Origin of the sequence: Actinomycetospora cinnamomea (assembly GCF_003096675.1) — a bacterium.
Lineage (GTDB): Bacteria > Actinomycetota > Actinomycetes > Mycobacteriales > Pseudonocardiaceae > Actinomycetospora > Actinomycetospora cinnamomea.
This window is the reverse complement of sequence record NZ_QEKW01000003.1, coordinates 428,869-449,362: the sequence shown is the minus strand read 5'-3', so window position 1 is coordinate 449,362 and position 20,494 is coordinate 428,869. Positions and strand designations below refer to the sequence as shown.

Sequence of the window (20,494 nt, the reverse complement as noted above, 5' to 3'; positions counted from 1 at the left end):
TCGTCGCTCGGTGCGGCTGGACGGGTGAGTTCTGCGACGAGTCTGCGGGGCGAGACGGCCGAAGACAATCCTCTGGGTGACCGACGGTCTCGACGCCGTCCGGTGCGGGCGCCATGATCGCGGGTGTGGAGGGGGACACCGAGGACGCCGACGACCCTGACGTCCGCGACCGACGCCTGCTGCTCCTGTCGGTCTGGGCGTCCGCCGCCTTCGCCGTGATCTCGTCGGTGTGGGGTGTGCTCAGCGGCTCGTCGATGATCGTCTTCGACGGTCTCTCGTCGTTCCTGTCCATCGGGCTCTCGGTGCTGGCCGTGCTCGCGCTGCGCACGTCGCGGCGCGGCCCCGACGACCGCTACCCGTGGGGTCGCGAGGTGTGGGAGCCGGTGACGGTGGTCGTCAAGGCGGTCGCGCTGGCGGCGCTCTGCGTCTACGCGGTGGTCGGGGGGATCACCGACCTGCTCGCCGGCGGGCGGGAGGTCTCGACGGGCTGGGCGCTGGCCTACGCGATCGTCGCGACGGTCCTCGGCGTCGTCGTCACCGTCCTCATGCGCCGCGGCGGGCGCTCGGACCTGGTGCGCGCCGAGGCCGCGGAGTGGGTCGGCGACACGCTGCTCTCGGTCGGGGTGCTCGTGGGCTTCGTCGTCGCGGTCGTGCTCGTCGCGGCCGGGCGCCCGGACATCGCCGCCTACGTGGACCCCGCGATGGTGGTGATCGTGTCGCTGCTGTTCCTTCGGGTGCCCGCCCGGCTGATCGGCGGCGGGATGCGCGAGATCCTCGCGATGTCCCCGCCGCCGGAGACCCGGGCGGAGCTCGAGGCCGCGGTCGCGGCGGTGCGCGACCAGTTCGGGCTCGCCGAGTCGTTCCTGCGCGCGTCGAAGGTGGGGGGTCGGGTCGACGTGGAGGTGGACTACGTGGTGGGGAAGGGCTCCGCGGTGCACACCGTGGCCGAGTGCGACGTGGTGCGGGAGGCCCTCCACGAGCGGCTCGCGGCGCTCGGGCACGAGCGGTCGGTGGTCGTCGCGTTCACGACCGACCGGCGGTGGGCGCTGTGACCGGGGCGCCGGTGGTCGTGCACCTGCGCCGGCCCGAGGAGCTGCTCGCCGTCGAGCCGCCGACGCTGGACGACGACGCCGCCGCACGGACCGTGCCCGGGGTCGATGAGCTGCTCGACGAGATGCTCGCCCGGCGACGGGTCCCACGTCGCGACCGGGTGGTGCTGACGCTGCCGGCCGAGGCGATCGGCCCCGACCCCGCCGCCACCGAGGCCCGGCTGGTCACCGCGCTACGGCACTGGGCGCGCCGCCGCCTCGTGCGCACCGAGCGCGAGGCGGCCGTGCTGTGGCGTCAGGGGCTCGCCTCGTTGCGTCCCGGCGTCCCGCTGTTCCTCGTCGGCCTGCTGCTCTCCACCGACTTCCTCGCCCCCGACGTCCCCGAGTTCTTCCAGAACCTCCTGGGCAACGGGGTGTTCCTCGTGGTCGCGTGGGTCGGGCTCTGGTACCCGCTCGACCTGCTGTTCTTCGCCCGGCTCCCGCTGCGTCGCCAGCACCGGGCGCTCGACGCGCTCCTGGTCATGCCGGTGGAGCTGCAGGTGGGGGACGCGGTGGGCCGAACGGGTGGTTCGGCGCCGCGGTCCGAGTGACGCCCGGTGCCCGACGCTCGCCCCGAGGAGGATCCTCGCGCGCGCGGGCGGCAGGGGGACGGGGCCGGCGATGGACACCACCCAGCGGGACGGTGCGTGGCTGGACCTCGTCGCCGACCTGATCGCGCGCCCGCTGACCCACTGGCCGGTCGACCGTGTCGTGCCGCTGCTCGTGACGACCTTCGGGGCGCCGGCCGGGGTGTTCTACGACGCGGACCCCTCGGGCGCGGTCGACCAGCGGCCGTGGCCGCCGGGCTTCCACGCGCACGCGCGGGCCGAGATGGAGCGCTGGACGCGCGAGGACGCGCCCCGGGAGCACCCCCTGCTGCGCTACTACCTGGCGACGGGTCGGGCCGAGATCATGCAGGTGGCCGAGGTGCCGGAGCGCATCGCCGACCGGCGGGTGCAGGAGCGGTGGCGGGCGACGTGCGGGGCGGTGCTCGGCGGCGAGGTCGTCGCCCAGGTGTCCCTGCCGGTGCGCCTCGGACCGGCCGGTCACCGGGCGCTCGTCGTGGGGCGCGTCGACGCCTTCACCCCCGGGGAGATGGCGCTCGCCGGGCGCCTGCAGCGGGTGCTCGTCGGTCTCGACCGGCAGATCGCGGCGCACGCGCGCTGGGCGGCGCGGACCGGCGAGCTCGCCGTGCCCGCCGCGGCGGCGGTGGGCCTGACCCCGCGCGAGAGCGCCGTGCTCGACCTGCTCGCCGCCGGCGGTACCGCGCGGGCGATCGCGCGGCGCCTGGCCGTGGCGGAGCGGACCGTGCAGAAGCACCTGCAGCACGTCTACACCAAGCTCGGCGTCGCCGACCGGCTCGCCGCCGTGCAGCGCGCCCAGCTCCTGGGCCTGCTCCCGCCGCCCGAGCTCGACGGCTCGGCCGTGCGTACGTAGTTCCCGCCCCGTCGCGTTCCTCACCTCCCGGCGCCATCGCGCGCGGTCCTTCCCGTCGGGCCGGTGGACCGGCGACGATGTCGGAGGCGTCGATCACGGCGCCGCCCTCGGCCACGGAGGTCCGATGACGTACCGACTGATCGCCGCCTACCACCACCCCGCCGACCACGAGGCGTTCGTCGCGCACTACCGCGACGTCCACGCGCCCCTGGCGGCGAAGCTGCCGGACGTGCGCGCCTTCACCTGGGGCGTCTGCGAGAGCCCCGACGGGTCGAGGTCTCCGCACGCGCTGGTCGCGGTGCTGGACTGGGACACCCGCGAGGCCGCCCAGGCCGCGCTGTCCTCCGAGGCGGGCGAGGCCGCCGTCGCCGACCTGCAGAACTTCGCCCAGGCGGGGGTGGACATGCAGTTCACCGAGGTCACCACCGCCGTGTGACTCAGCGGTCGAGCATGGCCTCCTCGTAGTCCAGCTCGCGGAGCATCTCGCGCAGGACGCCCTCGTCGATGCGGCCCAGGTCCCGGAACCGCACGAACGTCTCGCGCTCGGCGACGAGCATCGCGCGACGCACGCGGGTGAACGCGACCGAGGGCGCTTCGCCGATCTCGTCGTCGGAGCGCCCGAGGCGTTCCCACGCGCCGTTGGCCCGGTGCTGCGCCCAGGTGCGCAGCTGCTCGCTGACGTGCCCCGGCGTGGACTCGTCGGCGAGCTCGTCGAGCCGGGTCAGCGCGGCCTCGGCGGCGGCCTGCTTCACCGCGGCCTCGTCGAGGACGTCGCGCTGGGTGTCCTTGTCCCGCACCTGCAGGCGCCGGATCAGCGTCGGCAGGGTCAGGCCCTGCACCAGCAGGGTGCCGACGGTGATGACGAACGCGGCGAACAGCACGACGTCGCGGCCGGGCATCCCGGGACCGGCGGGGCCGCCGGCGGGGACGGCGAACGCCGCCGCCAGCGTCACCACCCCGCGCATGCCCGCCCACGAGATGACGAACGGCCCGCGCCAGGACAGCGCCGGGGACCGCGCGCGGACGCGCGGGACGAGGCGCGGCAGGTAGATCGTCGGGAACACCCAGACGAAGCGCGCCAGGATCGTCACACCGAGCAGGGCGAGCGAGACCAGCAGGATGCGGGCGGCGTCCTCGCCGAGGCCGTCGACGACGACGCGCAGCTGCAGCCCGATCAGCGCGAACACCAGCGCCTCGAGCAGCGTGTCCAGCGCCTTCCACACCGCCTGCTCCTGCAGCCGCGTGGCGTAGCCGGCCTCGGTGGCCTTGTGGCCGAGGTAGAGCCCGGCGATGACGACCGCGAGCACCCCGGAGGTGTGCAGCTCCTCGGCGAGCAGGTAGATCGCGAACGGGACGAGCAGCCCCACCGAGCTCTCCAGCGCCTCGTCGGCCAGGCGCAGGCGCACCCGGTGGAGCACGAAGCCGGCCACCGCGCCGATGAGCACCCCGCCGACCGCGGCCAGCGCGAACTCCTCGAGCCCGTGGAGGATCGTCGTGCCCGTGCCGATCGTGGTGGACAGCGCCGCGGCCAGCAGCACCCGGAACAGCGTGAGCGCGGTGGCGTCGTTGAGCAGGCTCTCGCCCTCGAGGATCGTCATGATCCGCCGCGGCAGCCCCAACCGGCGCCCGATCGACGCGGCGGCCACCGCGTCGGGCGGGGCGACGACGGCGCCGAGCACGAGGGCGCTGGCCAGCGGCAGCTCGGGCACCAGCAGCCAGGCGGCGAGGCCGACCACGGCCGTGGTGAACACCACCAGACCGACCGCGAGCTGGCTGATGCGCCGCAGGTTCTCCCGCAGGCGCAACGTCGAGCTCTGCAGCGCCGCCGAGTACAGCAGCGGCGGCAGGACGAGGAACAGCACGAGGTCCGGGTCCAGCGGCACGACCGGCACGCCGGGCACGAACGACGCGGCGAGCCCCACGACGACGAGCAGCAGCGGGGCCGAGATCGCCCAGCGGCGGGCGAGGGCCGTGACGCCGAGGGCGACGACGAAGACCGCCAGCAGGACGTGGGGGTCGGTCCCGGTCACGCCGTGGGGGCCCCGCTCGCGGCCTCCGGCGGGATCCAGGGCGTCGTCGCCTGCAGGACGGCCTCGGTGAGCGCGTCGGAGCGCAGGTGCGTGCCCTGCTGGTAGCCGGGGTCGGCGACCATGTCGCTGAACGCCTGCCGGCTCGGGTAGCGCACGATCAGCACCGCGTCCCAGGCCTGGCCGTCCTCGGCCACCAGCGCGGTGCTGCCCTCGCCGAGGTAGAGGATCTCGGCGCCGCGGGGTTCGGCGTACCGGCGGAAGTGCGCGAGGTAGGCGGTGTAGGAGTCCCGCGCCGCCGTGTGGCCGCCCTCGGTGTCGGGGCGGAAGCGCAACAGGTTGAGCATCACCACCGGGCCGCCCGGGTCCTCGGCCAGGAACGTCTTGAGGTCGCGCCCGCGCGGGTCGACGGCCATCAGGGTGCCTCCACTCGGCGATCGGTCAGGACGTGCACGCTGACGGCGTAGCCGCCGCCCGCGTAGGGCTCCCGGCCGGCCCAGTCCGCCGTGCGCTCGCGGAGCGCGAGCCCCGCGGCGGCGCAGGCGGCGTCGTAGTCGGCGAGCGAGGGGAACGGGACGTCGTCGGGCAGCGTGAACGGCACGTGGTCCACGTCGAGGCCGAAGCCCGCGACGAGCAGCCCGCCGGGCCGCAGCTGCCCAGCGAGCACCGCGACGACGGTCGCGTGCGTACCCGGCGTCAGCAGCGGCCACAGGTTGCCCGCCGCGACGACGGCGTCGACCGGCCGGTCGAGATCCAGGGCCCCGGGATCCGCGAGGTCGACCAGGCGCCAGTCGAGCTCGGGCGCCGCGGCACGCGCCTCGCCGAGCATGGAGGCGTCGAGGTCGGCCCCGACGACGTGGTGCCCGAGGCGCGCGAGGTGGATGGCGACCCGCCCGGTGCCGCAGCCGGCGTCGAGGACGGTGCCCGGCCGGCCGTCGAGCAGCGCGTGCACGCGTCGGGCCTCGCCGTGCAGGTCCTCACCCGCGGCCTCGAGGTCGGCGAAGCGGGCGGCGTAGCCCGGACCGGCGGTGCCGCCGGTGACGGCGAGCCAGGGGTTCTCGGCCACCGGGACACTCTAGGCCGCCCCGACGGGCCCGGTGATGATGTCCGCGAGCCCACACCGCACATGCAGAAGTGTGCATGTATCGTCCGGGTCGTGGGACACGGGCACGGTCACGGGCACGCCGGTCGCGACGACCGCCGCCGGCTCGGCCTCGCGCTCGGCGTCACGGTCGTGGTGCTCGTCGTCGGCGCCGTCGGCGCGGTGGTCACCGGGTCGCTGGCGCTGCTCGCCGACCTCGGACACGTCGGCACCGACGTCGTCGCGCTGGGCACGGCGCTCGCCGCCTCCGCGCTCGCGGCGCGTCCTCCCAGCCGGCGGCGCACCTTCGGCCTGGGGCGCGCCGAGGTGCTCGGTGCGGCGGTCAACGCGGTGCTGCTGCTCGGGGTCACGGTGTGGGTCGCGGTCGAGGCCGTCGAGCGGCTCGCGACACCCACCGAGGTCCCCGGCGGCGGTCTGCTGCTCTACGGCCTCGTCGGTCTGGTCGGCAACGTCGTCGCGCTCGCGGTCCTCCAGCGGGGCAGCGGCGGGATGAACGTGCGCGGCGCCGCGCTGCACGTGCTCGGCGACGCGCTGGGCTCGGTCGCGGTCCTGGTCGCCGCCGTGGTCACGCTGTCCACGGGCTGGGCCCACGCCGACACGAGCGCCTCGCTGGTGATCGTCGCCATCCTCCTGCCGCGCACGGTGGCGCTGCTGCGGGAGACGGGGCACGTGCTGCTCGAGGGCGCCCCGGCCGGCATCGACGTCGACGACGTCCACGCCGTGCTCCTCGACGTCGAGGGCGTGGCCGAGGTCCACGACCTGCACGTCTGGGCCATCAACGACCGCAGCCCCGCCGTCTCGGCGCACCTCGTGATCTCCGACGAGGGCTGCGCGACGGCCGACTGCGGCCCGCACGGGGTGCTCGACCGCGCGACGACGCTGCTGCGCGAGCACTTCGGGCTCGAGCACAGCACCCTGCAGATCGAGGCCACGGAGCACGCCGGGCACGAGCAGGCGTGCGACCCGCCGGTGCTCAGGAAGCGCTGACCGCGAACGCCCGCCGGTGCTCCGAGGGCGTGCGGCCGTAGGCGTCGATGAACGCGGTGCGCAGGGTCTCGGTGGAGCGGAAGCCGCAGCGGGCCGCCACCCGGGCCAGCGGGAGGTCGGTGGTGGCGACGAGGTGGGCGGCGGCCTCGGTGCGGGCGCGCCGGACGTGCTCGGCGGGCGTACGGCCCAGGTGCGCGCGGAACAGGCGGGCGAGGTGCCGCTCGCTGACCCCGGCGCGGGCGGCGAGGGCGGTGGCGCCCAGGTCGGCGTCGAGGTGCCCGGCGACATGGTCGACCACGCGGCGGACGACGTCGTCGGCGGGCACCGGGGCCGCGACGTGCAGGCTCATCTGCGCCTGCGTCCCGGGGCGCTGGAGGTAGGTCACCAGCGACCGCGCCACCCGGCGCGCGAGCGCCGGACCGTGGTCCTCGGCGACGAACGACAGCGTGAGGTCCAGGGCGCTGGTCACGCCGGCTGAGGTCGCGATCCGGCCGTCGCGGACGAAGATCGGGGCGGGGTCGACGGTCACCTCCGGGTGGGCGCGGGCGAGGTCGGCGGCGAAGCGCCAGTGCGTCGTGGCCCGGCGCCCGTCGAGCAGGCCGGCGGCGGCGAGGACACGGGCGCCGGTGCAGACGGACGCCACGCGGCGCGCGTCGCGGGCGAGACGGCGGACGTGGGCGACGAGCACCGGGTCGCGGGCCGCCGCCTCGCTGCCGAGACCGCCGACCACGACCAGGGTGTCGATCGGGGCCGTGTCGTGCTCGAGGGCGCCGTGTGCCTCCAGGCGCAGGCCGGGGCGGCAGGTGATCGCCCGGCCGCCGGGGGTGAGCAGGCGCACCGCGTAGGGCGGGTCGGCCCCGACGTCCCCGGCGACGGACAGGGTGCTGGTGACGCAGGACAGGTCGAGCAGCTCGGCGTCCTCGTAGCCGACCACCACCGTGTCCACATCGCGAGCCTAGCGGCGGGCGGGTCCGTCCGGACCCGGTGCGCAGGAATCCGGACACGATGCCTCTACTACCCCCTCGGGGTATGCGCCGGCGGCCACGCTCGCCGTCGTGAACACCCAGGTCCCCGCCCCGTCGCGCCCCGGCGTTCCCCGCGCCCTCGTCCACCGCTGGCCGATCGCGGTCGGCCTCCTCGCCGCCGTCGCGATCGTCCTGCCCGGCGCCGGCCGGGACGAGGTCGCGACGGTGGTGGTCATCGCCGTGTCCTGCTACGTCGCCGCCGCCGCGTCGTCGCGTCCGTGGATGGCGTGGGCGTGGTGCGCGCCGGCGACGGTGCTGGTCGTCGCGGCGCGCCTGCTCGACGTCTCACCCGTCCTCGTCAACGGGGTGGCGGCGGTGGCGCTGCTGCTGGTGGGCGTGCTGCGCGGCGTCGCCCGTCCGGCGCTCGCGCGACAGACGGTGGGGCTGGTGGTCTACGGCCTGCTCGTGCTCCTGGCGCTGGCGATCGCCCCGGCCGCCGGTCTCGTCGTCGCGGCCCTGACCCTGATCGGGCACGGCGCGTGGGACCTGTGGCACCTGCGCTGCCACCGCGACCAGGTCTCGCCGTCGCTCGCGAGGCGTGCGTGGCGCTCGACGTGCCCGCCGGCCTGGCCGTGCTGGTGCTGGCCCTGGTGGTGTGATGAGGGTCGTGACGACCTCGCACACCGTGGTGGACAGCCCGCTCGGGCCGCTGACCCTGCGGGCGGAGGACGGCATTCTCTCGGGGCTCTTCATGACCGCGCACCGCCACGGCCCCGCGGCCGACATGCTCGGCGTGCGCGACGAGAACGGCCTCCCAGCGGTGCGCGAGCAGCTCGCGGCGTACTTCGCGGGCTCGCTCCGCGTCTTCGACCTGCCCCTCGCCCTGCGCGGCACGGAGTTCCAGCAGCGCGTGTGGGCGGCGCTGCGGGAGATCCCGTACGGCGCGACGACGCCCTACGGCGAGCTGGCCGCGGCGATCGGGCGCCCGGCCGCCGTGCGCGCCGTGGGGCTGGCGAACGGACGCAACCCGGTCAGCATCGTCGTCCCGTGCCACCGCGTCGTCGGGGCCGGCGGCGCGCTGACCGGCTACGGCGGGGGCGTGGAGCGCAAGCGGGCGTTGCTCGACCTCGAGCGGGGTGTGGCGGCCGGGGCCGCGGGGCTCGTGCCCTCGACATGATCGCTCCGGTCGACGCGAGGGGCACGTTCGGCACCCGCGGAGCCCTGTCGATCATGCGCGGTGTGCCCCTCGCGGCACGGCTCAGCGCCCTTCGGCCGACCCCGCCCGCGTCGCGCCGGCCTGCTCGGAAGTACCTCGTGCGGCCTCGCCGTCCGGGTCGAACCACGGGTGCCCGCCCGACGACGAGGTGGCGGGCCGCTGACGGTCCTCGGCGGTGGCGTCGGGGGTGGTGTCCGGGGTCTCGTCCGTGTCGGTGACCGCGACGTCGTCGGGGTCATCGCCAGGCTCCTCGACGAGTTCGGTGCGGTCCGCTTCGGCGTCGGCGTCGACCTCGGCGACGAGCGCCGGTTCCGGCTCTGGCTCCGTGTCCGGCGCCGTGTCGGCCTCGGCGTCGGCCTCGGCCTCGGCCTCGAGCTCGGTGTCGGGCTCGACGTCGGTCTCGGTCTCCGTCGGCTCCGCGGGGGCCGTCGCAGCGATGGTGGTGGTGTCCGGCTCGTGCTCCGGTTCCACGTCGGGGTCGGCCGTGGCGGTCTCCGCGACGTCGTCGTGCGCCTCGTCCTCGGTCTCCTCGTCCTCGGTCGCGGCCTCGTCGAGGGATTCCGCCGTGACGGCCGGGGGCTCCTCGCGGGCCAGGTCCTCGTCGGCGTCGTCCGCGCCGGGCGTCTCGGGCCCGACGGCGAAGGTCTCGGTGACCGCCGGCTCCGGCTCGCGCTCCGGCGCGACGGGGAAGGTGGGCAGGGGCCCCGACGTCCCGGGCCTCTCGACCCGGGTGCTCGCCGCCGCGGCGCCGAGGCCCGCGCCCGCGCCCGCCCCGGCCGCGGCGGCGCCGACGGGCAGCAGGGTGGTGCCCTCCTCCGCGATGACCTGGGCACCCTGGTCGTCGAGCAGCGCGTGGCGCCCGGTGGGTGTGCGGTCCTCGGGGGCGGCGGGCAGGCGCCGGAAGAGCGCGAGGAGCAGCAACGTCCAGGACAGGACCTGGAGGACGATCACGGCGAAGCCGAGGATGCTGCTCACGGTGAGCAGTGCCTGGGGGGAGAGGCCGAACAGGCGCAGCGAGCCCTCGGCGACGATGAACGTCGCGGCCAGCAGCGCGACGAGCTGCAGGACCAGGCCGGCGATCGCCGGGCCCGACACCGCCGGCAGCGCCCGCCGACGCAGCACGGCCACCACGAGGCCGACCATGACCGGGATGCCCACGGGCAGGAACGCGGCGGCGATGCGGACGCCGGAGTCGAGCATGCGCCGAACCTAACGGAACAGGCCCGAACGGCGGAGGACCGACCACCTCGTTCCGTGCGCGTCGTCGCGCAGGGTGACCAGGCGTGCGGGGAGCGTCAGGGGAGGACCTGGGGGTCGGTCACGTCGAGATCGGGGAAGCCGAGTCGGCGCGCGACCGCGCGGGCCCCGTCGACGTCGATCACCTCGGCGCCGCCGGCGCCCGCGCCCAGCCACACCAGCGAGTCCGGCTGCGTGCTCGCGTGCCACCGGCCGTCGACGCCCAGGCGCGCCCCGCGCCGCACCCCGCGGCCACGCAGGTCGTAGCGGAGCAGCACCGGTCCGAGCGTGCCCGTGCGGTCGACCCAGAACGAGAAGCGGGACGGCCGGCCACGCCCGCCACCACGGCCGCCACCACGGCCGCGCGTGCTCGCGACGGACATGTCCGCCAGCATGGGTCGGTGTGGGCGGCAGCGCGACCGGCGGACGGGGCGACGTGACGGCCCCGGCTCTGGGCCGGACGGCGGAGCCCGGGCAGGTGCGGGCGGCACTGGACGAGGTCGACGCCGTCGGCGGCTTCTTCGCGGTGTCGACCCGGGGGGCCGAGGGGGCCGACCCGTCGTGGCGCCCGCTCGCGAGGCTGCTCGCCGTGCCGGCCGACGGCCCCGACCCGGTGGGCGAGCGCCTCGACCAGGTCGCCGAGGGGCTGGGGGCGGGACGGCGGGTCGCGGCGTCGCTGCTCGCCCAGTCGCTGGCCTCGCGGTCGGTGTCGGTGCTGCTGGCCGCGGCGGCCGGCGGCGTGCTCCCGGACCTCGGGCCCGCGAGCGTCCTGCACGCGCGCCCGTGGGTGGGCGGGCCCGTGCCGCTGTGGGCCGACCCCGAGCGGCTCACCGGCACCGACGTCGCGGGCGCCGATCCGGAGGACGTCGCCGCGGCCCTGGCCCGGGTGCTCGCGCAGGACCACGTCGCTCCGCTCGTGGCGGGCATCCGGGCGCGGGCGTCGGTGTCACCGCGCGTGCTGTGGGGCAACGCGGCGGCGTCGCTGGCCGGGGCCGTGCGGGTGCTCGGCGACGCGCGACCCGACCGGCACGCCACGGCGCTGGCGCTCGCCCGCGGGGTGCTGGCGCGCGAGCCGTTCGCGGGGCTCGGGCGCTTCGTCGCCGACCCCGCCCACCCCAGCGGGCTCGGCTTCGCCCGCACCACCTGCTGCCTGTACTACCGCGTGCCCGGCGGCGGCAAGTGCGGCGACTGCGTCCTCCGCGTTTGACCTCCGGTCGTGTGCGTGCTTCTCCGTGTGGGGGCACGGGGAAGCACGCACGAGACCGCAGGTCAAACCCAGATCACCAGCAGGCGCCCGGCGCCGAGCAGCGAGAACACGCCGACCAGCAGGAACAGGGCCACCCAGATGCCGGCGGGGACGCCGGTGAGGCGCTGGAGCTGGTCGGCGTCGGAGTCGGGCGCGCGCCGGCGCGCGCGCTTGCGCTGCACCTCGAGCACGGTGCGCAGGCCGCCGAGGATGAGGAACCACGTGACGAAGCACGCGAACCCGTACTGGACTCCTGCCGAGCCGTACGCGGCGACCACCACGAACACCGCGCCGGTGAGCACCACCGAGAGCACGCCGTAGGCGTTGCGCACGAGGATCAGGGTGGCCAGCAGCAGCACGACGGCGATCACGAGCATCGCCGCGATCTCGTCGGCGGCGACCAGGGCCGCCGCGCCGACCCCGAGCACCGGCGGCGTCGCGTACCCCGCCGCGGCGGTGGCGACCATGCCGGGCCCGTCGCGCCGCCCCTTCGAGACGGTGACGCCCGAGGTGTCGGAGTGCAGCAGGATGCGGGTGAGCGTCCGCCCCGAGCAGATCGCCACCAGCGCGTGCCCGCCCTCGTGGGCGATGGTCACCACGTTGCGCGCGAGCCGCCACGTGCCGTGCGCCCCCACGATGAGGAGCGCGACGAGACCACCGAGGATCACCAGCGTGGCCTGGGTCTGGCCGGTGGTGAGCTCGTCGAGCGGGAGCGAGAGGCCGGTCGTCACGATGGGTGCACGGTAGCCCGGCGTGTCGCGGGGCCCGGGTCCGCCTCCTCGGCGGATCGCGTTCCGTCACTGTCGTCCCTAGCGTCCCGTGAGGACTCTCCTGTCCGTCCGGCCACGACCGTCGGGGGACCTCGTTGCCTGTCCTGCGCCCGCTCCTCGCCGTGCTCGCGGTCCTGCTCGCGCTCGTGCCCGCCGGGTGCACCGCGCCCGCGGCGGGCGCGCCGCGGGAGCCCGCCCCACCGCCCGCGCCGCTCGTCGCGACGCCGGCGCCGGCGGTCCTCCAACTGCCGCGCGGGGGGACGACGCTCTTCCCGCAACACCGGGTGGTCGCGTTCTACGGCACCGCCGGCACCGACGCGCTCGGCGTGCTGGGGGAGGGCACCCCGGACCAGGCCGCGGAGCGGCTCGAGCAGGTCGCCGCGGCCTTCGCCACCCCGGGGCGCACCGTCCTGCCCACCATGGAGCTCATCGCGACGATCGCGACCGCCACGCCCGGTCCCGACGGCGACTACGCGACCGCCATCTCCCTCGCCGACGCCCGCGCCTATCTCGCTGCCGCCCGGGCCCGTCAGCAGCTCCTCGTCCTCGACGTCCAGCCCGGCAGGACCGACTTCCTCACCGCCGCCCGCGTCTGGGAGCCGCTGCTGCGCGAGCCCGACGTCGGCCTCGCGCTCGACCCCGAGTGGCGGATGGCGCCGGGGGAGGTGCCCGGCGAGGTCATCGGCGGGGTCGACGCCTCCGAGGTCAACGCCGTCGCGCAGTGGCTGGCCGCCCTCGTCGACGAGGGGGACCTGCCCCAGAAGCTGCTGGTCCTGCACCAGTTCACCCCGGACATGATCACCTCGCCCGAGGCGCTGGTCACCCCGCCCGGGCTCGCCGTCGTGCAGCACATCGACGGGTTCGGGGCGCCGGAGGTGAAGCGGGCCAAGTACGCCGAGCTCCAACGGCCGGCGCAGCTCCACCCCGGCTTCAAGCTCTTCTACGACGAGGACACCCCGGTGCTCTCACCCGCCGAGGCGCTCGCCCTCTCGCCGCCCCCGGACCTCGTCTCCTACCAGTGAGACGGTCATGCTGGACCGGTGAGCGACACCGCCGGGGCCGTCGACGAGGTCCGGATGGGCTCGGCCCGCGGGCGCTGGATCCTCCTGACGACGGTGCTGGGGTCGGGGCTGGCGCTGCTCGACGCGACGGTGGTCAACGTCGCCCTCGAGCGCATCGGCGCCGAGTTCGACGCGAGCTTCGCAGCGCTGCAGTGGACGGTGAACGGCTACACGCTCACCCTCGCCGGGCTGATCCTGCTCGGCGGCTCCCTGGGCGACCGCCTCGGCCGCCGACGGATCTTCCTGGTGGGCGTGGTCTGGTTCGCGCTGGCCTCGGCGCTGTGCGGGCTCGCGCCGTCGGTGGAGTTCCTCATCGCCGGGCGGGCGCTGCAGGGCGTCGGCGGGGCGCTGCTCACACCCGGGAGCCTGGCGCTGATCTCCGCGTCGTTCCACGGCGAGGACCGCGCCGCGGCCATCGGCGCCTGGTCCGGCCTGGGCGGCGTCGCCGGGGCGATCGGCCCGTTCCTCGGGGGCTGGCTCGTCGAGTGGACCTGGCGAGCGGTGTTCCTCATCAACCTCCCGCTCGCGGCGATCGTGCTGGCGGTGGCGCTGCGCCACGTCCCCGAGTCCAAGGACCCCGAGGCCGCTCACCACCTGGACATCCCGGGCACCGTGCTCGCCGTCGCGGGCCTGGGCGCCCTGACCTGGGCCCTGACGGCGGCCGGCGAGGACGGGACGACGCCGGCGGTGCTCGTCACGGCCGCGGCGGGGGTGCTCGCGCTGGCCGCGTTCGTCCTCGTCGAGCGCCGGGCGCGCGCCCCGCTCGTGCCCGGCGAGCTGTTCGCCGACGCGCGGTTCACCGGCGCCAACCTCGTCACGCTGCTCGTCTACGGGGCCCTGGGCGTGCACTTCGTGCTCGTCGTGCTCCAGCTCCAGGTCGCCGGCGGGTTCAGCCCGCTGGCCGCCGGCACGGCGATGCTGCCGATCACGATCATCATGCTGCTGCTCTCGGCGCGGTCCGGGCGCCTGGCGCAGCGGATCGGGCCGCGCTGGCCGATGACGGTCGGGCTGCTGCTCGCGGCGGCGGCGATGCTGTGGCTGAGCCGGATCGGGCCCGGCGCGTCCTACCTCGTCGACGTCCTGCCGCCCGTGGCCCTGTTCGGGCTCGGGCTCGCGGGCACGGTCGCCCCGCTCACCGCGACCGTCCTCGACGCCGCCGACGACCGCCACGCCGGCATCGCCTCCGGGGTCAACAACGCGATCGCCCGGGCCGCGGGGCTGCTCGCGGTCGCGTTCGTCCCGGCGCTCGCCGGCATCTCCGGCACCGACTACGAGGACCCGGTGGCGTTCAGCGCGGGCTACCGCACGGCGATGATCATCTGTGCCGGCCTGCTGGTCGCGGGCGCCGCGCTCTCGGCCGTGCTGCTGCGGCCACGGACCGCGGCCGGCTCGCCGACCCGCTTCCGCACCGAGGACTGCGCCCACTGCGGGATCAGCGCGCCGCAGCAGCACCCCCGCTGAGCGCCTCGAGGGCCGCGTCGGCGTCGTCCGCGGTGTTGTGCAGGTGGAAGCCCAGGCGCGCGGCCCCGTCCCGCGCGGCGGCGCGGATTCCGGCCGCGGCCAGCCGTTCGGCGGCCCCCTCCCGGCGCACCGACACGATCGCCGAGTCGCCCGGCGGCATCCCCAGCCCGGCACGCAGGCGGTTCGCCAGCCCGACGGCGTGATCATGGACGACGCCCGCGTCGAGACCCGCCAGCCACGGGAGGGCGATCGCCGCGCCGACCTGGGCGAGCCAGGCGGGGGAGAGGTCGAAGCGCCGGGCGTCGTCGTGAAGACGCAGCGGCAGGCCGTAGATCGCGTCCCAGCCGCCCGCGTACCAGCCCGCCTGCGCCGGGACGAGCCGCGCAGCGAGCCGGTCGGACACCGCCATCCAGGCCGCGCCGCGAGGAGAGAGCAGCCACTTGTAGCCGGCCGCGACGACCGCGTCGGCCCAGGAGACGTCGGCGGGGAGCCAGCCGAGGCACTGGGTGGCATCGAGGACGACGAGCGTCTCCGGGCCGACCGCGGCACGCAGGGCGGCGAGGTCCACCAGGGCGCCGTCCGCCGACGCGACGACGCTCACGGCCACGACGTCGGCGCCGCGCGCCTGCTCGGGCAGGGCGGCCACGGGCACCTCGACCACCTCGTGCCCGGCGGCGGCGAACGGGAAGGTGACGCTGGTGAACTCCCGCTCCGCAACGAGCACCCGCGACCGGGCGGGCAGCGCGCCGGCGACGAGGGCGACCAGTGCGGAGACGACGGTGCCGCTCGCCACCGCCGTCTCGGGCATCCCGACCAGCGCCGCGTACGACCGGCGCGCGCTCGCGACCGCCTCGTCGAACCCGGCCGGCGCGGTCTCCGCCCGACCCCACGCCGCCACCGACGCGGCCACCGCGTCGACCACCGGCCGCGGCGGCACCCCGATCGAGGGGGTGTTGAGGTAGACGCCCTCGACGTCGAATGTCGTGCCGAACGCCGCGCGCATCGGTCCTCCCGTCCTCGCCCGCCCTGCTACCCCGGGGAGTGCCGCTGTCGAACCCGCGACACGGGTTCGGGCGGGTGGGCGACGATCACGAGGAGCGAGGTGGTGTGATGCTTTCGTGACCTCGCACCGGCCGCCGCCGCGGCCGGCTCCGGACGGGCTCCGCGTCACGCCCCGTCCGCCCGGCACCGGCGGGTACGTCGCCGCCGCCGCACGCCACCGTGCGCCGACGGGACCACCCCCCGGTGGCGTGCTCACGGCGCCGCGGCACGCGCGGGGAGACCCGCCGCCCCGCGCGACCCCCCGGGTGGCTCCGGAGCGGGCGCTGGTCGGCGCCGGGGTGGGGGCCGCCGCGCCGCCGCCGTTCGTCGGGCCGCCGGTGCTCCCGCCCCCGCTTCGTCCCCGACCGCGGGTACCCGCGGCCCCGGACGCCCGGCCCGCCGCCCCGCCGCGCCACGGCCGGGTCCCCGAGCGCCCGGTCGCCCCGGCCCGCGAGGCCCGGCCCGCGGCCGTCGTGCCGCTGGTCGAGGCGCGCCCGCGCCGGCCCGAGCCGGCCCCGGGGCCGCCGCGGCGTCCCGCGCCCGAGCGCGCCACCCCGCCGCTCGCCCCTCGCGCCCGGCGGCGGCGTCAGGGCGGCGGGCTGCCCCGCGGGCTGGGCGCGGCGATGGTCGGCGCGGTGATGGCGGGAACGCTCGTCACCGTCGACGCGGTCACGGGCGCCCACGGTCCGCTGGCCACGCTGCCCCTGCCCGACCTGCCCCTGCCCGACCTGCCGCTGGACGGCACCGAGTCGGTCGCCGCGCCGACGGCCCCGGGCGTCCCCCGCGTCGACCTCGCCGGCGTCGTCTCCGCGGCGGAGGAGGCGGCCGGGGGCGGCGACGTCACCGTCGGTGTCGCCGTGGCCGACATCGCCTCCGGCGAGCTCTCGCCCGGCGTGGCGGGCGACGAGCGCTTCGACACCGCCTCGCTGGCCAAGCTCCTGCTGATCGTCGACATGCTCCAGCGCCAGCGCGACGGCGAGCTGACCCTGGGCCCCCGCGACCTGCGGCTGGTCCATGCGGCCCTCAGCGCGAGCAGCGACCCGGCGATGAACGCGCTGTGGACCCAGTACGACGGCCCGAACGCGATCACGCGGGTGGCCGAGACGCTCGGGCTCGAGGACACCAGCACCCCCGAGGACCCGTCCCAGTGGGGCGAGGTGCAGAGCTCGGCGCGCGACATGGTGACCGTGCTGCGCCACGTGCAGGTCGACCTGCCCCCACCCGACCGCGACCTCGTGCTGCGGGCCATGGGCTCGGCGCCGCCGATCGCCGGCGACGGCTTCGACCAGGGCTTCGGCTTCCTCGACGGCTCCGGCTCGCCGGTCAAGCAGGGCTGGATGTGCTGCATCGCCTCGCGTGCGGAGGTGCACTCGATCGGGGTCGTCGCCGGGCGCTACGTCGTCGCCGTGATGACCAGCCAGCCCCCGGGCTACGACCGCGCCCGCCAGGTCGTCGACGCCGCCGCCGGCGCGGTGCGCGAACGCCTCGGGACGGGTCCCCGCCCCGAGTAGCCTGGAGCCGCACCCGGCGCCAGGAGGGTCAGTGAACGGCTACGCGGGCAACAAGGACGACCACCTGCGGCGGCTGCGGCGGATCGAGGGGCAGGTCCGCGGGATCGCCCGGATGATCGAGGACGACAAGTACTGCATCGACGTGCTCACGCAGGTCTCGGCGGCGACCGCCGCGCTGCAGAACGTCGCGCTCGGCCTGCTCGAGGAGCACATGGGCAGCTGCGTCGTCGATGCCGCCAAGGCCGGCGACGAGCAGGCGGCCGAGAAGGTGCAGGAGGCCTCCGCGGCGATCGCCCGCCTCGTGCGGTCCTGAGCCCGGTCCCGGCGTCGGATCAGGCGCGGGCGGGGAGCGCGCCGTCCACCCGGGCGCGGAGCTCCGCGGCCAGCGCCTCGACGCCGCCGAACCGGCGGTCGACGATCACCTGACCGATCAGCGCCAGCACCACCGCCGGCCACTCGACGAGCCCGGCGATCCCGGCACCGATGTAGAGCCCCTGGAGCACGAGGCTCGTCGTCTCCGGCGTGTGCGCGCGGACCCAGGCGTACACGGCCTCCTCGTCGCCGGCGTCGAGCGCGGCGAGCAGGCTCGGCGCGTCCTCGGGCTGCAGGTCGGCCTCGCCGGGCAGCGCGGGCGTGCGGGTGGGCGTGGCGGCCGGCACGGCCGCGAGGTGCGCGCGGGTCGGGGCGGGGCCGTCGGCCATGGGGTGTCCTCCGGGGATCGGTGCGGTGAACGGGAACCGTCCAGGCCTACCCACCCTAGGCCCGCCTCGCGCGCCGGACGGCGGCCCGATCCGTCCCCTTCAGCCCGGGAAGATCCGGTCCAGGGCCCGGCGCCGCTCGTCGCGGTCCAGCCCGCGGAGGTCGGCCGGCCCGTGCTCGGTGACGACGACGTCGACGTCGTGGGACGGGGTGCTCACCGGCCGCGACAGCTGCGGCACGCGGGTCGAGCGGCCGCGGTGGTGCGACGCGAGCGCGATCACCGACAGGCCGCGCACCGAGCGCGCACCGGCCGCGGCGTAGTCGGGATGGCCGCCGACGCCGCCGACCAGGCCGCTCGCGGTGCCCTCGACGTTGACCTGGCCGTCGAGGTCGATCTCCACCGCCGTGTTCACCGCGACCAGCGGCGGCTCCGCGGCCAGGCGCGACGGGTCGTGGGTGTGCTCGATGCGGTGCACCACCGGGCGTCCGGCACGCCCGCGCGCGTCGGCCCAGGCGTAGAGCTCCGGGGTGCCGACGAGGTAGGTCGCGACCGGGTCCGACAGCAGCAGCCCGGCCTCGTCAAGGGCGACGACCCCGTCGCCGAGCAGGCCCGAGTCGGCGTGCACCCGCACCCCGGCCGCCCGCACCCCGCCGACCACCGCGGCGCCCAGCTGCCCGGGCGCCCACTGCAGGCGCACCCCGTCGGCGAGCAGGTCCGCGACGTGGCGCCCGATCGCCTCGTGCTCGCCGCGCGGGGCGGGCGTGGCGTGGACGTGCGGGCCGCCCGCGGCCTCGCCGAGCACGAACACCTGCTCGTCGGGCAGGGGCGGGCCGGCCGCGGCGCGGGGGAGCCCGGGGTCGAGGACGACGGCCACCGGCACCCCCAGGTCGATCACCGCGCGCACCCAGGACACCTCGGCGCCGAGCACGGGCCCGACCGGGCCCGGCGCCGCCGCGAGCACCAGCAGGTCGGGCCGCAGCGGGCCGTTCAGCAGCGCCGGCATCGCCGCCAGCCGCGCCGGAACCGTGCGCACGTGCCCTGCGTCGGCTGCCCGGCGCAGGCCCCAGCCGGGCATCACCGTGCGGGCGTCGGCGAAGGCGTCGAGGTCGAGCCCGTCGACGGGGCCGGGCAGCCAGCCGGTCACCAGGCGCAGGTCACCACGTTGACGCGCCAGCTCCGAGAGCAGCGGGTACGCCGCGCGCGGGCTCCCGCACCCGTCGGCCAGGGCGATCCGGGCGCCGGGACGCGCGAGGCTCGCGAGGATTCCGCCGTCGAGCGTCATGATCACCAGTCAAGCAGGGGCGCGAGGTGGCTGGCAGCGAGGGTCACCCCGGCTGCGTGGGACGCAGCGAGGGCGTCCCTCGCTGCGCGTCAGCCGCGGGCCGCCGCGCCGAGCACCCCGCGGGCGATGATCACCTGCTGGATCTGGCTCGTGCCCTCGTAGATCCGGAACAGGCGCGCGTCCCGGTACATGCGCTCGACGGGCACGCCGCGCATGTAGCCCGAGCCCCCGTGCACCTGCACCGCGCGGTCGGCGATGCGTCCGACCGCCTCGGAGCAGAAGTACTTCGCCGTCGACGGGCCGAGCGTGGTGTCCGAGCCGTCGTCGTAGGCCTTCGCGGCCTCGCGGACCAGCGCCCGCCCGGCGTGCCAGTCGGTCACCGAGTCCGCGACCAGGCCCTGGACCAGCTGGTACGCCGCGATCGGGTGCCCGCCCTGCTCGCGCACCGTGGCGAACTCGGTCATCTCGTGCACCAGCCGCGCCGCCATGCCCGTGCAGAGCGCGGCGATGTGCAGGCGCCCGTGGGCCAGGCAGCGCATGGCCGTGACGAACCCGCGGTGCAGGCCCCTCTCGCCGCCCACGAGGTTCGCGGCGGGCACCCGGACGTCGTCGAGGTAGACCTCGCAGGTCCACGAGCCGCGCTGGCCCATCTTCGCGTCGTGCTCGGAGAACGAGACCCCGGCGGCGGTGGTGGGCACGAGGAACGTCGAGATGCCCTTGGCCGGGGCCGCACCCGGATCGGTGCGCGCGAAGACCATGAGCACGTCGGCCAGCGGCGCGTTGGTGATCCAGCGCTTGGCCCCGGTGATCACGTACTCGTCCCCGTCCCGCACGGCCTTCGTGCTCAGCGTGGACGGGTCGGAGCCGGCGTCGGGCTCGGTGAGGGCGAAGGACGCGACGACCTCGCCGGTCGCCAGCCGCGGCAGCCACTCCTGCTGCTGCTCGGGCGTGCCGCCGGTGAGCAGCACCTGGCCGGCGATGCCGTTGTTGGTGCCGAACAGCGACCGCAGCGACGGGGTGGTCCAGCCGAGCTCCATCGCGAGCTCGACCTCCTCGGCCATCGACAGGCCGATCCCGCCGAACTCCTCCGGGATCGCGAACCCGTACAGGCCCATCGCCTTGCAGGCCTCGCGCAGCTTCTCGGGCACCTCGTCGGCGGCCTCGATCTCGTCCTCGCGCGGCACCACCTCGTCGCGAACGAACTCACGGACCGAGGCGAGGACGTCGGCGAAGTCGGACGGGTCCACCTTTGACCTCCGGTCTTGTGCGTGCTTGCCCGTGCCCCAGCACGGGCAAGCGCTCACACCCCCTGCGGGCTTCCTGAGACGAACGCTGTCACATCCGCGCCGCCCGCGCCGTCCACC

At 76.3% G+C, this 20,494-nt stretch carries 23 protein-coding genes; 11 read left to right on the top strand and 12 right to left on the bottom strand.

From position 1 onward, the window contains the following. The first annotated feature begins 125 nt into the window (after positions 1–125). From C8D89_RS09145 to C8D89_RS09130, 4 genes are all read left to right on the top strand, one after another. Positions 126–1,052, top strand: coding sequence for a cation diffusion facilitator family transporter (locus C8D89_RS09145; RefSeq protein WP_243417968.1), 927 nt, complete (start codon positions 126–128; stop codon positions 1,050–1,052). Next, a complete protein-coding gene (locus C8D89_RS09140; RefSeq protein ID WP_116707752.1) occupies positions 1,049–1,639 on the top strand; it encodes a hypothetical protein in 591 nt (196 codons plus the stop codon). The genes C8D89_RS09145 and C8D89_RS09140 overlap by 4 nt, the downstream gene beginning before the upstream one ends. A gap of 70 nt (positions 1,640–1,709) precedes the next feature. Then, positions 1,710–2,525: a helix-turn-helix transcriptional regulator gene (locus C8D89_RS09135; RefSeq protein ID WP_243417967.1), complete on the top strand. Its 816-nt coding sequence runs from the start codon at positions 1,710–1,712 to the stop codon at positions 2,523–2,525. A gap of 124 nt (positions 2,526–2,649) precedes the next feature. Continuing rightward, positions 2,650–2,961 carry an EthD family reductase gene (locus C8D89_RS09130; protein ID WP_116707751.1) on the top strand — a complete coding sequence of 104 codons (312 nt, stop codon included), beginning with the start codon at positions 2,650–2,652 and terminating at the stop codon, positions 2,959–2,961. Between the two features lies 1 nt (position 2,962). Here C8D89_RS09130 and C8D89_RS09125 read toward each other — a convergent pair whose 3' ends face one another. From C8D89_RS09125 to C8D89_RS09115, 3 genes are read right to left on the bottom strand one after another with little or no spacing between them, the layout of a single operon-like run. After that, positions 2,963–4,555, bottom strand: coding sequence for a Na+/H+ antiporter (locus C8D89_RS09125; RefSeq protein WP_207787130.1), 1,593 nt, complete (start codon positions 4,553–4,555; stop codon positions 2,963–2,965). Next, positions 4,552–4,968, bottom strand: coding sequence for a DUF1330 domain-containing protein (locus C8D89_RS09120; protein ID WP_116707750.1), 417 nt, complete (start codon positions 4,966–4,968; stop codon positions 4,552–4,554). Before C8D89_RS09120 ends, C8D89_RS09125 begins: the two co-directional genes overlap by 4 nt. Next, a complete protein-coding gene (locus C8D89_RS09115) occupies positions 4,968–5,618 on the bottom strand; it encodes a class I SAM-dependent methyltransferase (protein WP_116707749.1) in 651 nt (216 codons plus the stop codon). Before C8D89_RS09115 ends, C8D89_RS09120 begins: the two co-directional genes overlap by 1 nt. A 90-nt stretch (positions 5,619–5,708) precedes the next feature. Between C8D89_RS09115 and C8D89_RS09110 the strand changes: the two genes are divergently transcribed. Next, positions 5,709–6,641, top strand: coding sequence for a cation diffusion facilitator family transporter (locus tag C8D89_RS09110; RefSeq protein WP_243417966.1), 933 nt, complete (start codon positions 5,709–5,711; stop codon positions 6,639–6,641). On the opposite strand, the gene C8D89_RS09105 is transcribed toward C8D89_RS09110, so the two are convergent. Together C8D89_RS09105 and C8D89_RS29115 are read right to left on the bottom strand one after the other, a co-directional pair. Beyond that, positions 6,628–7,587, bottom strand: coding sequence for a GlxA family transcriptional regulator (locus tag C8D89_RS09105; RefSeq protein WP_243417965.1), 960 nt, complete (start codon positions 7,585–7,587; stop codon positions 6,628–6,630). The genes C8D89_RS09110 and C8D89_RS09105 overlap by 14 nt on opposite strands. 364 nt (positions 7,588–7,951) lie before the next feature. Next, positions 7,952–8,140: a hypothetical protein gene (locus C8D89_RS29115; RefSeq protein ID WP_165825608.1), complete on the bottom strand. Its 189-nt coding sequence runs from the start codon at positions 8,138–8,140 to the stop codon at positions 7,952–7,954. A 133-nt stretch (positions 8,141–8,273) separates the two neighbouring features. On the opposite strand from C8D89_RS29115, the gene C8D89_RS09095 reads away from it, so the two are divergent. Beyond that, positions 8,274–8,783 (top strand): methylated-DNA--[protein]-cysteine S-methyltransferase, encoded by a 510-nt coding sequence (locus tag C8D89_RS09095; protein ID WP_243417964.1) that lies wholly within the window; start codon positions 8,274–8,276, stop codon positions 8,781–8,783. An 81-nt stretch (positions 8,784–8,864) separates the two neighbouring features. On the opposite strand, the gene C8D89_RS09090 is transcribed toward C8D89_RS09095, so the two are convergent. Next, positions 8,865–10,022 (bottom strand): hypothetical protein, encoded by a 1,158-nt coding sequence (locus C8D89_RS09090; RefSeq protein ID WP_116707745.1) that lies wholly within the window; start codon positions 10,020–10,022, stop codon positions 8,865–8,867. 95 nt (positions 10,023–10,117) lie between these two features. Further along, positions 10,118–10,441, bottom strand: coding sequence for a hypothetical protein (locus tag C8D89_RS09085; protein WP_133251855.1), 324 nt, complete (start codon positions 10,439–10,441; stop codon positions 10,118–10,120). A gap of 53 nt (positions 10,442–10,494) precedes the next feature. On the opposite strand from C8D89_RS09085, the gene C8D89_RS09080 reads away from it, so the two are divergent. Then, the gene (locus C8D89_RS09080; RefSeq protein ID WP_133251854.1) at positions 10,495–11,265 is read left to right on the top strand and encodes a (2Fe-2S)-binding protein; all 771 of its coding nucleotides are present in this window, start codon (positions 10,495–10,497) and stop codon (positions 11,263–11,265) included. A gap of 62 nt (positions 11,266–11,327) precedes the next feature. On the opposite strand, the gene C8D89_RS09075 is transcribed toward C8D89_RS09080, so the two are convergent. Beyond that, entirely contained in the window at positions 11,328–12,035 is a 708-nt protein-coding gene (locus C8D89_RS09075; RefSeq protein ID WP_116707742.1) for a M50 family metallopeptidase, read from the bottom strand. 134 nt (positions 12,036–12,169) lie between these two features. Between C8D89_RS09075 and C8D89_RS09070 the strand changes: the two genes are divergently transcribed. Both C8D89_RS09070 and C8D89_RS09065 read left to right on the top strand, forming a co-directional pair. After that, a complete protein-coding gene (locus C8D89_RS09070; protein WP_116707741.1) occupies positions 12,170–13,096 on the top strand; it encodes a hypothetical protein in 927 nt (308 codons plus the stop codon). Between the two features lie 54 nt (positions 13,097–13,150). Next, complete coding sequence (locus C8D89_RS09065; RefSeq protein WP_116707842.1) at positions 13,151–14,596, top strand: MFS transporter; 1,446 nt, start codon at positions 13,151–13,153, stop codon at positions 14,594–14,596. Here the strand turns inward: C8D89_RS09065 and C8D89_RS09060 are convergent. After that, entirely contained in the window at positions 14,568–15,599 is a 1,032-nt protein-coding gene (locus C8D89_RS09060; protein WP_116707740.1) for an aminotransferase class V-fold PLP-dependent enzyme, read from the bottom strand. The two genes, C8D89_RS09065 and C8D89_RS09060, sit on opposite strands and share 29 nt — an antisense overlap. A 304-nt stretch (positions 15,600–15,903) precedes the next feature. Here C8D89_RS09060 and C8D89_RS09055 point away from each other — a divergent pair, with 304 nt between their 5' ends. Both C8D89_RS09055 and C8D89_RS09050 read left to right on the top strand, forming a co-directional pair. Then, positions 15,904–17,148 (top strand): serine hydrolase, encoded by a 1,245-nt coding sequence (locus tag C8D89_RS09055; RefSeq protein ID WP_133251853.1) that lies wholly within the window; start codon positions 15,904–15,906, stop codon positions 17,146–17,148. A 31-nt stretch (positions 17,149–17,179) separates the two neighbouring features. After that, a complete protein-coding gene (locus C8D89_RS09050; protein ID WP_116707738.1) occupies positions 17,180–17,461 on the top strand; it encodes a metal-sensitive transcriptional regulator in 282 nt (93 codons plus the stop codon). 19 nt (positions 17,462–17,480) lie between these two features. On the opposite strand, the gene C8D89_RS09045 is transcribed toward C8D89_RS09050, so the two are convergent. The 3 genes from C8D89_RS09045 to C8D89_RS09035 all read right to left on the bottom strand — a co-directional run bounded on the left by C8D89_RS09045 (position 17,481) and on the right by C8D89_RS09035 (position 20,377). After that, positions 17,481–17,849, bottom strand: a complete 369-nt coding sequence (locus tag C8D89_RS09045) for a hypothetical protein (protein WP_116707737.1) — start codon at positions 17,847–17,849, stop codon at positions 17,481–17,483. A gap of 99 nt (positions 17,850–17,948) precedes the next feature. After that, positions 17,949–19,130 (bottom strand): acetyl-CoA hydrolase/transferase C-terminal domain-containing protein, encoded by a 1,182-nt coding sequence (locus C8D89_RS09040; protein ID WP_116707841.1) that lies wholly within the window; start codon positions 19,128–19,130, stop codon positions 17,949–17,951. An 89-nt stretch (positions 19,131–19,219) separates the two neighbouring features. Further along, entirely contained in the window at positions 19,220–20,377 is a 1,158-nt protein-coding gene (locus tag C8D89_RS09035; protein WP_116707736.1) for an acyl-CoA dehydrogenase family protein, read from the bottom strand. Between the last annotated feature and the right edge of the window lie 117 nt (positions 20,378–20,494).